The sequence below is a fragment of the Guyparkeria sp. SB14A genome (genome assembly GCF_005096345.1).
In the GTDB taxonomy this organism is placed as follows: Bacteria; Pseudomonadota; Gammaproteobacteria; order Halothiobacillales; family Halothiobacillaceae; genus Guyparkeria; species Guyparkeria hydrothermalis.
On the sequence record NZ_SWAW01000007.1, the window covers coordinates 19,161 to 33,930 of the forward strand.

At 68.0% G+C, this 14,770-nt stretch carries 10 protein-coding genes; 4 read left to right on the forward strand and 6 right to left on the reverse strand.

What is annotated here, in order from left to right; translation table 11 throughout:
- Nucleotides 1–5: 5 nt before the first annotated feature.
- From FAZ79_RS11660 to FAZ79_RS04545, 6 genes are all read right to left on the reverse strand, one after another.
- The gene (locus FAZ79_RS11660) at nucleotides 6–1,697 is read right to left on the reverse strand and encodes a response regulator (RefSeq protein ID WP_348769781.1); all 1,692 of its coding nucleotides are present in this window, start codon (nucleotides 1,695–1,697) and stop codon (nucleotides 6–8) included.
- On the reverse strand, nucleotides 1,697–6,628 hold the full coding sequence (locus FAZ79_RS04525) for an Hpt domain-containing protein (RefSeq protein WP_136866795.1): 4,932 nt from the start codon (nucleotides 6,626–6,628) through the stop codon (nucleotides 1,697–1,699). The genes FAZ79_RS11660 and FAZ79_RS04525 overlap by 1 nt, the downstream gene beginning before the upstream one ends.
- A gap of 104 nt (nucleotides 6,629–6,732) precedes the next feature.
- Nucleotides 6,733–8,769: a methyl-accepting chemotaxis protein gene (locus FAZ79_RS04530; RefSeq protein WP_136866796.1), complete on the reverse strand. Its 2,037-nt coding sequence runs from the start codon at nucleotides 8,767–8,769 to the stop codon at nucleotides 6,733–6,735.
- Nucleotides 8,770–8,841: 72 nt separating this feature from the next.
- A complete protein-coding gene (locus FAZ79_RS04535; RefSeq protein WP_136866797.1) occupies nucleotides 8,842–9,390 on the reverse strand; it encodes a chemotaxis protein CheW in 549 nt (182 codons plus the stop codon).
- Nucleotides 9,391–9,394: 4 nt separating this feature from the next.
- Nucleotides 9,395–9,757, reverse strand: a complete 363-nt coding sequence (locus FAZ79_RS04540) for a response regulator (RefSeq protein WP_136866798.1) — start codon at nucleotides 9,755–9,757, stop codon at nucleotides 9,395–9,397.
- A 78-nt stretch (nucleotides 9,758–9,835) separates the two neighbouring features.
- Nucleotides 9,836–10,267 carry a response regulator gene (locus FAZ79_RS04545; protein ID WP_136866799.1) on the reverse strand — a complete coding sequence of 144 codons (432 nt, stop codon included), beginning with the start codon at nucleotides 10,265–10,267 and terminating at the stop codon, nucleotides 9,836–9,838.
- A 197-nt stretch (nucleotides 10,268–10,464) separates the two neighbouring features.
- Between FAZ79_RS04545 and gshA the strand changes: the two genes are divergently transcribed.
- Genes gshA through FAZ79_RS04565 form a run of 4 tightly spaced genes read left to right on the forward strand, consistent with a single transcriptional unit; the run spans nucleotide 10,465 to nucleotide 14,698 of the window.
- On the forward strand, nucleotides 10,465–11,808 hold the full coding sequence (gene gshA / locus FAZ79_RS04550; protein ID WP_136866800.1) for a glutamate--cysteine ligase: 1,344 nt from the start codon (nucleotides 10,465–10,467) through the stop codon (nucleotides 11,806–11,808).
- A gap of 23 nt (nucleotides 11,809–11,831) precedes the next feature.
- Nucleotides 11,832–12,776, forward strand: a complete 945-nt coding sequence (gshB, locus tag FAZ79_RS04555) for a glutathione synthase (RefSeq protein WP_136866801.1) — start codon at nucleotides 11,832–11,834, stop codon at nucleotides 12,774–12,776.
- Nucleotides 12,773–13,834: an FAD:protein FMN transferase gene (locus tag FAZ79_RS04560; protein WP_136866802.1), complete on the forward strand. Its 1,062-nt coding sequence runs from the start codon at nucleotides 12,773–12,775 to the stop codon at nucleotides 13,832–13,834. The genes gshB and FAZ79_RS04560 overlap by 4 nt, the downstream gene beginning before the upstream one ends.
- A gap of 18 nt (nucleotides 13,835–13,852) precedes the next feature.
- A complete protein-coding gene (locus FAZ79_RS04565; RefSeq protein WP_136866803.1) occupies nucleotides 13,853–14,698 on the forward strand; it encodes a TonB family protein in 846 nt (281 codons plus the stop codon).
- The last annotated feature ends 72 nt before the right edge of the window (nucleotides 14,699–14,770 follow it).

Consider the following 14,770-nt stretch of genomic DNA (forward strand, 5'->3'; position numbering starts at 1 on the left):
GTCCTTCAGTCGGCATGCGCGTCACCCGCTTCCGGATTTCCCGGCTCCGCCTCGCTCGTGACCTCCTCACCCGCGACCGGGCGTGCCGGCAGCAGGCGCTCGATGGTGTCGATCAGGTCGAGCTCCGTGTACGGCTTGCCGAGATAGGCGGACACGCCGAGCGCCTCGGCGCGGGACCGGTGCTTCTGGCCGGTACGCGAGGAAATCATGATCACCGGCGTGTCGGCCGCCGCGCGGTCGTTGCGGATCGCGCCGAGCAGCTCGAAGCCGTCCATGCGCGGCATCTCGATATCGGTGAGCACCAGGTCCGGCAGACTGTCCTGCAGCAGGCCGAGGGCCTCGACACCATCACGGGCCAGCACGACATCGTAGTTGTTGCGCTCCAGTGTGCGCGCCGTGACCTTGCGCACGGTGAGCGAGTCGTCGACGACCAGCACGGCCGGGCGGGCTCGCACCGGCTTGACGGCGGCCTGCGCGCCCAGACGGCGCTGGTAGTCGCGACGCTGGAATTGCTGGACCAGCTCGAACAGCTCGAGGACCAGGATCACGTCACCGTCGTCGGCAATCGTGGCCCCGGAAAGCCCGGGAATCCGGCCCAGCTGCGGGCCCAGCGACTTGACGAACAACTGGATGCCGCCGAGCTGATGATCCACGTGCAGGGCGAAACGCCGCTCGCCCAGCTTGAAGAGCATGATCGGCCGGATGGCCGCGACGTCCTGTGCCGTCTCGGCCGGCGGCTGCCCCCAGAGGAGTTCGCCGAGGTAGTAGAGCGGGTAATGCTCCCCCTCGTACTCGATCTGCGGTTTCTCCTCGCGGTAGTGCTCGGCGAGCGCCACGCCGGTCATGCGCGTGACGGCCACCACGCCCTTGTAGGGGATCGCGTAGCGGTCGTCGCCGCTGGCGATCAGGATGCCGCGGGTCATCGCCTGGGTCAGCGGCAGGTTGAGGCGGATCTCGGTGTAACGGCCCTGTTCGGAGTCGACGTCGACGAAACCGCCGAGTTCTCGCGTGGCGCTCGCGACCACGTCCATCCCCACCCCGCGACCGGCGACCTGGGAGACATTGCCGGCGGTGGAAAAGCCCGGCAGGAAGATCAGCGAGCGGGCCTCTTCGTCGCTGACGTCGATATCGGCCGGGATCAGGCTGCGTTCGATCGCCTTGCGACGAATGGCATCCAGATCGAGCCCGCGCCCGTCGTCCCGCAGGCTCACCGTGATGTTGCCGCCGCCACTGTCGATATTGAGCAGCAGCTGGCCCACGGGCGGCTTGTGGTTGGCGCGACGCTCCTCGGGCGACTCGATGCCGTGGGCAATGGAATTGCGCAGCATATGCTCGAGCGACGGCAGCATGGCCATCAGGGTGACCCGGTCGACCTCGGCATCGCCGTTCTCGATCACCAGCTCGGCCTGGCGCCCCATCTCGTCGCCCACCTGGCGCACGATGCGGCGCAGGCGACCGGCAACGTCGTTGAATCGCACCAGGCGCATCGCGAGCACGCCGTCCTGCATCTTCCGACCCAGGCGCGACTGCTGCAGCAGCAGGAGCTGCGATTGTTCGGTGAGCGAGCTCAGGCTCTCCTCGATGTTGGCCACGTCGCCCAGCGATTCCATGATGCCGCGCGAGAGTTCCTGAACCTGGGTGAAGCGGTCGAATTCCAGCGGATCAAACTGCTCCTCGCTGATCCCGGCCTCTTCCATCAAGTCGGCCTTGATCTGCGTCTCGGTCTCGATCTCGAGCCGACGCAACTGACTGCGCAGGCGGGTGACGGTCTGCTGGAGCTCGAACAGCTGGCGCTCGAAGCCGTTGACCTGACGGTCGATGCGAGATTGCAGCAGCACCGACTCGCCGATCTGGTTAACCAGCGCATCGATGCTGCCGGCGGCAACGCGCACCTGCTCGTCGCGCCGCTCGGCCCCGCCCTCCTGAGCCGGGCCCGAACCGCCTCGGCCGGCGCGGAGGCAGGCGGCGTGCTCGGCGTGTCGGCGGGTGCCTCGGCAACCGCCTCGGCCGGCGCCGGCGATTCGGCCGATTCGTCCCGGCGGACCGGCTCGCTACCCTGGCTACGCTCGGCGAAGCGGCGCGCGCCATCCGGGTCGCGGATCCAGCCAATCAGTTCGCGTTGCTGGGGAATCGGCTGCTGGTTGCGCACGCGGTCGAGCAGCCCGGCGATCACGTCGTAACTGTGCTGGACCAGGGCAACCAGGGGCTCGTTGTCGGTTGATTCGTCGCGACGTGCCAGGTCAAGGCGACCCTCGAGGTGATGCGCGACATCGCCCAGGTTGAGCAGCCCGGCCATGCGCGCACCGCCCTTGAGGGTGTGCAGGTTGCGATGCAGCAGCCGGATCGATTCGAGGTCGTGCGGGTGCACCCGCCAGTGCGCCAGGTAGGCGTCGGCCTGCTCGAGCAGCTCGTCCGCCTCGTCGAGGAAGATCTGCAGGATGTCCTCGTCCTGCTCGGCCGGATCATCGTCGGGGCGATGCTCGATGTCGGCGTAGTCCTCGCCTTCGTCATCTTCCTCGGACTCGGCGGCCGTCTCGGGTGCCCCGTCGTCCGGCTCGGAGTCATCCGCCGCCTCGTCGGCGTCGGTGGCATCAGCGTCCCGATCGTCCGCGCTCACGTCCAGGGCGTCGCCCGACGCGCGCTCGGCGTCCTGGGCCTCGGCCGTGTCGTCGGCCGCCTCCGTCCCGTCCGGCGCCGCAACCTCGTCATCTTCGTCGCGGGCCTGATCGGCATCCGGCATCGATTCGGTCGCTTCCGCCTGACGGGAATCGCGTGCCTCGGCGCTTTCGGTGACCTCGCCGTAGTCGGCCAGCACCTGCTGGAGCTGGGCATCCAGGCGCTGCTCGAGATCCGTGGTGTCGGGTTGCTCGAGGCTGGGGTCGACCGCCCAGCGGCGCAGCGCCTCGATCGCGTCGGCCCCCTCGGCGAACAGGGCGAGGTCGTCGCCCCCAAGGCGCTCCTGATGCTCGGCGAGCACCCGCGTCCAGTCTTCGAGATAGCGGGCCAGGGCGGCAATGATGTCGACACCGGCGGTACGCGCCGAGCCAAGTGTGGTGTGCAGCAGACGCACCAGGTCGTTGTCGCAGGCCAGGCCGACGCCATGGTCGCGCGCGGCCTCGATCTCCCGATGCAACTCGTCGATGTAGCCACCGATCTCCTGGTCGAAGATCTCGCGCAGCACCGGGTCCTCGATCACCGGGGCGGGCGACTCGGCCTCGACCAGTTCGGTTGCTGCCTCGTCGGTTTCAACCTCGACGGCATCTGTCGATTCGGTCGCGCCCGACTCGACCGCCAACTCGGCACCGACCTCAACGGATGGGGCGGGCGTCTCGACGGATTCGCCCGCTTCAAGGCGTTCTGCCAGGCGCAGGGAATCGGACCAGTGCGACTCGGGCGTGGCTTGCCCCGCTTCGAGGTCGGGCAGGGCCGCTTGCATCAGGGCGACCGCGTTGGCCGCCCCCTGGCGCGTGGCATCGGTGTCGTCACGCTTGCCGTCGATCACCTGGTTGAGCAGGTTTTCCCAGCCCCAGGCCCAGGCACCGATGCTGTCCAACCCCACCATCCGGCCACTGCCCTTGATGGTGTGAAAACCGCGACGCAGGCTCACCAGTGCCTCGGCGTCCCGGGCGGCGAGCCAGGTCTTGGCGGCCTCGGCCATCTCGGGCACCGTCTCGGCCATTTCCTCGGCGAAGACCTCGCGCATCTCCGCCATCATCGGGTCGTCGTCCGACTCGGCGGCCGTCTCGGATTGGGTCGTGACCTCGGATTCACCCGCCGGGGATTCGGCACCGGTCTGTTGGGGCACCTCAGGGGCCTCGACGACCTCGTCGGGCAGGTCGACCCCCGCCTCGTCATCGGCCGCGGCCATGTCGGCGCGTAATTCGTCCTGGTCGTCGGCAAGACCGAAATCGAGCGCCGCCTCGAGTTCCGACGAGGATTCGGCTTCCGCCTCGTCGAAGCTCAGCGTCTCCGGTTCGTCGACAGCGTGGCGTTCGTCGTCATTGCCGTCGGTTTCCTCGAACGTGATTGGCGTCTCGGTCTCGGTCTCGGGGAGCGTGTCGCCCGCCTCGGCCAAGGACACGCCCGTTTCCTCGGGTGCCGTTACCGGCTGATCCGGCAGGTCGACCATGGGACCCGCCTCGTCCGCCGGCGCGCCCTCGTCACGCAACTCGTCCTGGTCCTCGGCCAGACCAAAGTCCAGCGCCGACTCGAGCTCCGTCGCGCCCTCTTCCTCGGCCTCGGCGAACGCCACGGCGTCTGTCTCGGTCGACGATGGGCTGGCTTTCTCCTCATCCTCGTCCAGCCGCTCATCCGAGCCGTCCGCTTCGCCCAGGGACTCCAGATCCTCGTCACGGTCGAGCGGCGACTCGTCAGGCTGCTCGACATCAGACGTCACGACCTCGTCGTCGGGCAATGCCAGCGCCTGCTCCTCGTCCATGTCGGCCGATGCCTCGGCATCCGACGCGGACGTTTGTGCCTCGTCTGTCTCCGAAGTCGAGACCTCGTCTTCCGGCAGGCTCAGGTTCTCGAGATCCGCCGGGGCGTCGGTCGTGACCGGCGCCTGTTCGACGGTTTCCGGCAGGTCGGGCAGGTCCTCCGCCTCGGATGGCGCCGCCCGCTGCTCCTCCTCGCCCTCGTCGAGGGCGAAGTCCAGCGCCGACTCCAGTTCCTCACCACTTGATTCGTCGGCACCCTCGGCCTCGATCGGCTCGACGGTCTCGCTGCCGGCGGCATCCGCCGTTTCGGGAACATCCGTGGCCAACTCGTCCTCTTCGACCTGCCAGAACTCGATCAACTCGTCTGGCGTGGCGAGGCTCTCGTCGACCGGCTCGGGGGCGCTCTCCTCGTCCGAAACCGTCGGGGCAGTCGCGGCCGACGCCGACTCTTCCGGCGGGGCCTCATCGCTCGCGTCCGCCTCGTCCGTGCTGACGGCCTCGGTCGACTCGTCAATCCCAGCGACGAGACCGTCGATACGGCGCTTGGGCGCCTCGAGGAAACGCGCGATTTCCTTGCCGAAGTCGCGTAGGTTCTCGAGATAGAACTCCAGTGCCGCGAAGATCTCGCTCAGGGCCGACAGGGTGTGTTCATCGCCGACGGGCTCACCGAAGGTCTGCGCGCGGCTCCAGCGAGCCAGTGCCATGACCAGCGGTGTGGCCGCATCGCGGCCGGAGAGGCGAAGCACCTCGCCGATGCCGGTGAGCTTGTCGGCCGCCTGCGCGAACGGGTCGTTGGCGGGGGCCTCCCCGTCGCCCTGCCCGGCGAGGCCGGCATTGATCTTCTCGCGCGATTCACTCAGCGATTCGAACGCCGCACTGGCAATCGCGCCGATCGAGCTGGCCACCGTCTGGTCGTGCAACGCCTCGGCACGATCGCCATCAGCCATGCTGCGCGGGATGCCGTCGATGACCTGCTCGACGAGCATCACGGTGCCGGCCAGGTCCATCAGCATGTCGTCGTCGAGCAACTCGGCGCCGCGGGTGACAGCCTGCAGGCGCTCCCGACCGGCCTCGAGCGAGGCGGCGGCCGCCGAATAGCCGAGGGTGTGGAGCACGCCACTCATCTGCTCGAACTTGCTCAGGATCCGTCCCAGCGGCTCGAGGTCATCGCGCTTGCCCCGCACGAACAGGTCGAGCACGTCCTGGGTGGCAAGCAGTTCCTCTTCCAGCGCCTGCCGAACGGCCTCGAGGGCCTCGGCATCCAGGCCGACGAAACGGGCCGGCCGATCGGCGGCGTCAAGTTGGGCGCGCCACTCGGCGGCCGGATCCCGACAGATGATCTCGTCATCGTCGACGCGTTCCAGGAGCGAGAGCAGCACCGAGGCGCCCAGGTCCAGGCCGGCGTGGTTGATCACCGACTCGCTGCGCCCCTGCAATTGCAGGCGGAACAGCTGCAGGACGCGCCCCACGGCACGTTTGAGTACCGGCGCGTAGCGGTCCGGATCGGATTCGGTCAGGCGGAGCAGCTCACCCACCACGCGAATGGCGATGATGGCACTGCGGCTGGGTTCGTGCGCGATGATCTCCATCGACAGCTCGCGCAGACCCGGCAGCACCGACCAGTCGTCGCGCATGACCGCGAGCACTTCCCGCTCCATGCGCCGCAGCAGCGGCCGGAGCTCGGCCTCCTCGTCGACGCCCTTCTCGCGGTGCGGACGCTTGCCGAGCTCGTGTTCGGCCTGCAACAGGAAGGCACGCGCGGCCATTTCGCGCGCGTCGAGCGGGGGTTGCTGGAGGGTGCTGCGCAGGCGGTTGACCATCGGCAGCAGGCTGGCCGGCGTGATCTCGGCACCGGCGGCCATGCGGTCGAGCAGCGCCTGAAGCAATGCGGCGGACTCGATCTGCGCGGAAATGGCGGTCCGGTCGCCGTCGTCCGACTCGTCAGCGTTGTCCTCGAGCGGCTCCAGGGCGGCCATCTGGGTGCGCACCAGCACCCGCGCCAGCTGGATGTCCACCATGGAAAAAACGCGGTCAATGGTTTGCAGCGCCTGGGTGGCGTCGAAGACATGCTCGGTGACGTTCTCGCCCTCGGAAAGCTGGTCCAGCGCCCTCAAGAGCTCGGCGAGCCGCTCCTCCAGCCCCTCACGGAGCCAGTCGAATACGATCGCGTCGACTTTCCTTTCTGTCCGCATGTGTCAATTCACCGCCTTTCGGCATCCCGCCTGCTGGAATATCCGTGTCCCGGTCCGCCCGCATCTCACGTCGGCCGACCGGGCCGCCTGCTGTCCTGCCGCTATCAGCTCGCTGCCTGGGCGTCGTCGCGCTCGGGCATCGTGAAGCCGGCCACGGAGCGGTTGAGCTCCTGCGAGAGCGAGCCCAGTTCGCCGATCTCGTCGGCGGCCTGGGTGGCGTTCTCTGCCGTCTGCTGGGTGTCCTGGCGGATCCGGTTGACGGCTTCGCGCAGCTCGGTGGCCACCGAGGCCTCCTTCTGGGCCACCGAGGTGATGTCGTTGATCTGCTGGGAGAGCTTCAGCGAGACGCTTTCGATCTCGGACAGGGCCTTGCCCGCGTTCTCGGCCAAGGTCGCGCCGTCGACGACGTTCGAGGTCGTCTGCTCCATGGCGAGCATCGCCTCGGAGGTGTCGGTCTGGATGGTGTTTACCAGCAGTTCGATCTGGCGGGTCGCGTCACTGACGCGCTCGGCCAGGCGCTGGACCTCGTCGGCGACCACCGCGAAGCCACGGCCCGCCTCGCCGGCCATCGCGGCCTGGATGGCGGCGTTCAGTGCCAGGATGTTGGTCTGGTCGGCGATGTCGGTGATCAGGCCGACGATGTCGCCGATCTCCTGGGAGGACTCGCCCAGGCGCTTGAGGCGCTTGGAGGTTTCCTGGATCTGCTCGCGGGTCTGGTTCATGCCCTTGATGGTCTGACGCACCGCATCGCCACCGCGGTGGGCGACGTCAACCGACGACTCGGCAATCTGGGCCGATTCCTGGGCACTAACGGAGACCTTCTCGATCTCGTCGGACATCTGCGCGATGGCGTCCGAGATCTCGGTGATCCGCTGGGCCTGGCCGCGCGACTTGTCGGCCAGTGCCCGCGAGCTGTCCTGCGAGGCGCGCACCGCCTCGGCAACCCGCACGGAGGTGTCGTTGATGGTGCCGACCAGGTCGCGCAGGGCGTCGATGGTGTAGTTGACCGAGTCGGCGATCGCGCCGGTGATGTCCTCGGTCACGGTGGTGTGCGCGGTCAGGTCGCCGTCGGCCAGCGTCATCATCTCGTCGAGCAGGCGCAGGATGGCCGCCTGGTTACGCTGGTTGGCCGCCTCGGTCTCGGCCAGGGCACGGCGGGATTCCTGCACCAGGGTCACGCCCAGCCAGACGAGCAGCAACAGGCCGATCGCGCCGCTGGCGTAGCCGAGATAGAGGAACTGGGAGGCCTGGTTCTGGTCGGCCGCGAGCGTGCGGGCAAGCTCGGAGGTGCTGCCGGTGAAGTCGCCGGACATGCGGTCGATCTCACGCGCCGCCTGGTTGGCGGCCAGCAGCTGCGGCGCCTGCTCGAGCACCGCGGACACCAACTGGTTGACCGTGGCGAACAGGACGCCCACCTCACGCAGTCCGTCGCGCACCTCGGTGTTGTTGACGCGCGGCGCCATGCGGTTGCCGTTCAAGAGGCCATTGAGCACGCCACCGAACAGGGCGACGTCGCGGCCGAAGCGCTCGGAGGCGTTCACGGCCTGCTCGCCACCGCCGGTGATCTCGTCGAGCGTGGTGCCGATGCGTTCGATGAACATCAGCTGGCGGGTGCCCAGGTAGATGAGATGGCTGGGCGCTTCGTTGGCGACCAGCGTCTGGACCACCTCGTCGGAGGCCGCGGTCAGGTCCGGCAGGATCTCCTCGATCTGCGCGGACTGCTCGCCGACGCTGAGGATGGCCTCGCGGCCCTCGAGCACCTTGCTCAGCGAGTCGTTGTAGGCATCCCACTGGCTGTCGACCGTGCCGAGCAGGTCCTGGCGGTTGCCGGGCACGGCCAGTTGCGGGCGCTCGGGGTCGTTGCCCTGCAGGGCGGTGAGGCTGTCGGTGAACTCGGCACGGATCGACTGGACCCGGTCGAACGCCCCGGGGTTGCCGCGGATGGCCCGCAACACCTCGATGGTGAGTTCCTGGGAAGAACGTTCCAGTTCGGCGCCGGCCAGGCGGCGGTCGAGGAATTCCTGCTCGCGCTGGGCCGCGAAGATGAACACGACCACGGTCGCGACCAGCGCCAGAACCGCGAGAACCACGAGGATCAGTATCTTACGGCTGATGCCGCCCATCCGTGCGCCAAGACTCATAGTTGCCACTTACTCCTGAATGGAATTCATCGTCATTGTTTCGTTATGGTCGGGCATTGCCCATGGCCGACGTCATGCGACGGCATTGAGGAACTGGTCGTGGTCCAAAAGCGAGCGGAACTCGAGCACCGGCAACCATTCCTCGTTGAGCCGCACCTCCTGGTGGAAGCCCGGCAGGGAAGCCAGCGCGCGGTGATGCTCGGAATCGCTCAGGGGGCGCTCGTCGCCGTAGGCGATCTGGCGGATCCCGTAGGACCGCTCCACCAGGAAGGCCGACGAGGCCTGGGCGTGCTTGGCAAGGAAGACCACGCTGTGGCGGGATGCCGGCGTGGTGACGTCGAACCAGAAGCGCGCCAGGTCGAACACCCCGGTCAGCTCGCCGCGCAGGTTGGCCAGGCCGGAAACCCACGGACGCGCCCCGGGGAGTGTCACCATGCGGGGCGGGGCGACGATCGCCCGCACCTCGTCGAGGGCGACCAGCATGCGGCGACCGTCGACGGCAAACAGGATGCCCTGCCAGGTTTTGACATGATCCTCGCTGCTGGGCATGCCGACGGCATGCCGATCGACCTGACGGTTGATCCAGCCGAGGTAATCGAACACGTCCTCTGTGCGCTGCATGACGTCAGCCGAGCACGCTCTTGAGCACGTCGATCAGGTCCGCCTCCTTGACCGGCTTGACCAGGTACTCCTTGGCGCCCTGGCGCATACCCCAGATACGGTCGGTCTGCTGATCCTTGGTGGTGACGATAATCACCGGGATGGCGCTGGTCTCGCTGTCCTTGTTGAGCGTACGGGTGGCCTGAAAGCCGTTCATGCCCGGCATGACCACGTCCATGAGCACCGCGTCCGGGCGGACTTCGCGCACCAGCTCGACCCCTTCCTCGCCGCTGTTGGCGACGGAGACCTGGTGGCCGTGACGCTCGAGAATCTGCTGGAGCACGTAGACTTCGGTGGGCGAGTCATCAATGACAACGATGTGAGCCACTACCCTGTTCCTCTAGAAAAATCCGGTTCAATCAAGATTCCGCCGGCGCCCGGAAGCGGGCCCGGCGGCCTGCCGTTCTCAGCCTGCCATCGCGCCTTCGTCGGCCACGGGGCGGCCCTCGGCGAAACGCTCGACCGCAGCGAGGATCTCGTCGCTGTTGAAGGGCTTGGTGAGGTAATCGGAGGCACCGACAATGCGGCCGCGCGCCTTGTCGAAGATGCTGTCCTTGCTGGACAGCAGAATGATGGGGGTGTCGGCGAAGCGATCGTTGTTCTTGATCAGCGCCGTGGTCTGGTAGCCGTCGAGACGCGGCATGAGGATGTCGATGATGACCACGTCCGGGTCGAAGGCGCCGATACGGGCCAGCGCGTCGAATCCGTCGATCGCGCTTTCCACCTCGCAGCCCGCCTTGCTGAGGATGCTGTCTGCGGTCCGTCGGATGGTCTTGCTGTCGTCGACCACCATGACCCTCAGGCCGTCGAGGCCGGCGTGATTCTCTGTCGCTTCCATGTCTTCGTCCTTGCTGCTGGCCGATTCTTGCCTTGCGTCGGCCGAATGTAACCAACGCGCCCGCCTTTGGCAAACGCCTCGAGAGGCAGCCGTGCCACGAAACACGCGCCTCGGCCATCGTTTACACTGTGGCGACGATTACCGCGGTTGCCGAGCGGCGCGCGGCCCACCCAAACGACCACCGTGACGAAAAGTCGATGACAAACAACCATTCAGCCCTGCAACTGGACACCCAGGACTCGACCCCGGAGCTCGAGGCGAGCTATTGCGGCCCCCTGCTGATGATCGAGTCGCACATCATCGAGAACCGCCGTCAGATCGAGACCTGGTTCCGCGAGCAGTGGCGCAAGACGCCGGCCCCCTTCTACAGCTCGGTCGACCTGCGCAACGCCGGCTACAAGCTCGGCCCGGTCGACACCAACCTGTTCCCGGCCGGCTTCAACAACCTCAACCACAGCTTCGACCCGCTGGTGGTCCAGGCGATCCAGTCGGCGGTCGAGCATGCCTGCCCCGACGCGCGCGGCATGCTGATCATCCCGGAGCGCCACACGCGCAACCGGTTCTATCTCGAATCGCTGGCCACCATGGCCGAACTGTTCGAACTGGCCGGCTTCGAGACGCGCATCGGCTCGCTCGATGAACTGGACAAGCCGGCGCACTTCGAGCTGCCGTCCGGGCGCACCCTGACCCAGCACCCGATCCACCGCGAGGGTCGCCGGATCGAGGTGGACGGCTTCTCGCCCTGCACCATCGTGCTCAACAACGACCTGTCCGGCGGGCGCGAGGAGATCCTCGAGGACCTGGAACAGACCGTGGTTCCCCCCACGGCACTGGGCTGGTGGCACCGCTCGAAGTTCAACCACTTCAGCCACTACCAGGCGCTGGCCAACGAGCTGGCCGACCTGATCGACCTCGATCCCTGGCATCTCGCGCCGATGATCCTCGACTGCGGCCAGATCGACTTCATGAAGCGCGAGGGCGAGAACTGCCTGCAGGAAAAGGTCAGCGAGATGCTCGCCGCCATCCAGACGAAGTACGACGAGCTCGAGATCAAGGAAAAGCCCTTCGTCGTGATCAAGGCCGATGCCGGCACCTACGGCATGGGCGTGATGATGGCCCAGTCCGCCGAAGAGGTGGTCGGGCTCAACCGCAAGCAGCGCACGCGCATGGCCGCCTCCAAGGACGGCCGCAGCATCAACCGCGTGCTGATCCAGGAAGGCATCTACAGCTTCGAGCGGCTGGGCTCGAGCGGGCACGTCGCCGAGCCGGTGCTCTACATGATCGACCGCCACGTCGTCGGCGGTTTCTACCGCGTGCATACCAAGAAGGGCCAGAGCGAGAACCTCAACTCGCCCGGCGCGGAATTCGTGCCGTTGCCCTTCACCCAGTCCTGCGTCACGCCGGCCCCGGATGCCTCGCCCGACAGCGACCAGAATCGGCTGTACTGCTACGGCGTGGTCGCCCGACTGGCCCTGCTGGCCGCCGCGCGCGAACAGCAGGATCTGACCGGTGACGCGGCCGACGCCCCGTCCGCCGGCTGACCCGAACCGCAAGCGGAGCCCCCATGCGTATCGCCGTCGTCATGGATCCGATCGACCGGATCAAGCCCTGGAAGGACACCTCGTTCGCCTTCCTGCTCAGCGCCCAGGCACGCGACTGGGAGTGCTGGTACATCGAGCCCGACTGGCTGTTCTTCGCCGACGGCAAGCCGCAGGCCCAGACCGCCCCGATCACGGTGATCGATCGCGACCGGGATTTCTACACGCTTGGCGAGCGCGACGTCCACGCGCTGACGGACTTCGACATCATCCTGCAACGCCAGGACCCGCCGATCGACCTCGACTACCACTACATCACCGGCCTGCTGTCGCTGGCCGAGCAGGCCGGGGTGGTGGTCGGCAACCGCCCGGACGCCGTGCGCGCGGCCAACGAGAAACTGCTCGCCCAGCATTTCCCCGCCCTGTGCCCGCCGACGCTGGTCAGTCGCTCGATCGACCAGCTGAAGGGGTTTGTCGCCGAGCAGGGCGAGATCGTGGTCAAGCCCCTGGATGCCATGGGCGGCAGCTCGATCTTCAAGATCCACGAGGACGACGAGAACACCCAGGTGATCCTCGAGGTAATGACCCGCGACCAGACCGAGCTGGTGATGGCGCAGCGCTACCTGCCCGAGATCCGCACCGGCGACCGCCGCGTGCTGCTGATCGACGGCGAACCGGTCGACCACGCCCTGCTGCGCGTACCCGGCGAGAAGAGCTTCCGCGCCAACCTCGCCGCCGGCGGCCGGGGCGAGGTGGTGCCATTGCGCGATCGCGACCGGGAGATCGCCGCCACCGTCGGTCCCTGGCTGGCCGAACGCGGTTACTGGTTCGTCGGCCTGGACGTGATCGGCGACTGGCTGACCGAGATCAACGTCACCAGCCCCACCTGCGCCCGCGAGATCAGCGCGGTCACCGGGCAGGACGTCACCGGCGCCATGCTCGACCGGCTGGCCGACCGAACCGGGCGATGATCGACCGGCGCCGGCGCGCGCTGCTGGTCGGGATCGCCGGCCTGCCGCTGGCCGGCCTGCCCGGCTGCGGGAACGAGCCGCGCTTCACCGAGGTGGGATTCAGCGTCTTCGGCCAGCTCTGGACCCTGCGTTTCGCCGACACCCCCGCCGACCAGGTCACGGCCGCCGTGCAATCCGCCGAGGCGATCGTCGAACCGCTCTACCGGCGCCTGCACCCCTGGCGCGACAGCGAACTGACCCGCCTCAATCACCAACTGGCCGCCCACGGCGAGGCCACTGCCAGCCCGGCGATCCGCGAACTGATCCAGGCAGCCCGCCCCGTGTTCGAGGCCAGCGGCGGGCGGTTCGACCCCACGATCGGCGGGCTGATCGCCCTGTGGGGCTTTCATCGAAACGGGGGCAATGTGGACGACGCCGCCATCACCCCGCCGGCGGAGGCCGCCCTGGATGACTGGCTGGACGACGCCCCGTCGCTCGATGATGTGCGGATCGACGGCGAGCAGGTGATCACCGCCAACCCGCGGGTCCAGTTCGACTTTAACGCGCTGGCCGAGGGGTTTGCCGCCGCGCGGGTACTCAACGCCATCGAGTCGCTCGGGGTGACCGACTGCCTGCTCGATTCCGGCGGCGATCTCTACACCCTCGGCCGCGCCGGCGGGCGGGACTGGCAACTGGGCATTCGCGACCCGCGCGGCGAAGGCGTCCTGGGTGGCCTGGCGCTATCGGGGCGACATGCCCTGTGCAGTTCCGGCGACTACGAGCGACGCCTGACCTACCGCGGCGAGCGCTACGGCCACATCATCGATCCGCTCACCGCCCGCCCGGCTCGGCACAACACCGGCACCACGGTGCTGGGACGCCCCCCCACGGTCGCCGACGGCGCGGCCACCGCGCTGATGCTGCTGTCACCCGACGAGGCCGGCGATTTCGCGCGCCAATTGGGGCTCGACGGCACCCTGCTGGTGACCGAGAATGGCAGCGCGTGGCGCGATGCCGGCATGCAATCGGCCATGACGGCCGCACCGTCCGGACGCCCAATCGACTGGCACACACTCTAAGAGGCAGGGACGCCCACCATGGCAACCACACGAGAACCACAGGCGCCGCCCCAGGGGCCCACCGACCGTGCCGCGCTGGGCTCGTCGAAGGTGCTCCCGGTCGCGATCGGGCTCGCGATCCTGGCCCACCTCGTGCTGCTGGCCGTCGAGATCACCCGCCCCGAGGTGGAGCGCCGCCCGGTGATCGAGATCACCCTCGATGCCCCCGAGGCCGACCGCAGCCTGGACGCCGGCCGGGAGACCGACGAGATCAACCGCGAAATGCCGGCCGACCCGATGCTCGCTGGCCAGCGCGGCCCGGCCAGCCCCACCGAGACCCTCAAGGAAGACGGGCAAGGCCCGCAACAGGAAGGGGCCTGGGCGGCCAGCGACACGCCTCGGCGCCTGTCCACCCAGGACCAGATCGACCAACTCTACGAGCAGGTCAACGCCGCATTGCGCACGGGCTATGCCACCAGCCGCACCCAGGGCGGCCCCGCCGGGCGCTACCTCGCCCGTTGGAAGCGCCAGGTGGAGGCCTACGGCAACCAGAACTACCCGGACGCCCTGGTGCAGCAGAACCTCTCGGGCCAGGTGATTCTCGAGGTCACCATCGGCAAGCAGGGCCACGTGCTCAATCTCGCCATCCGTCGCTCGTCCGGCAATCCGGTACTCGACAACGCCGCGCGCAACCTCCTGCAGGCCGCCGCGCCCTACCCGGCGTTCCCCGACGAACTGGCCGCCAAGCATGACCGATTGGTGATCACGCGCACCTGGGTATTCACCAGCGATCGGCGGCTACTCGACCAGGGAAACTCTGCACGATTCAATGACGTCTCTGCGGGACCTCCAAGGGCCCCAGATGCAAGGCGCAGCCCGCCGTGAAGGGCCGTCGCCCTTTACAAGGACTGCAACGCCGCAGATGGACCCTTGGAGGCCCGCCCGGACGGGGCTCGC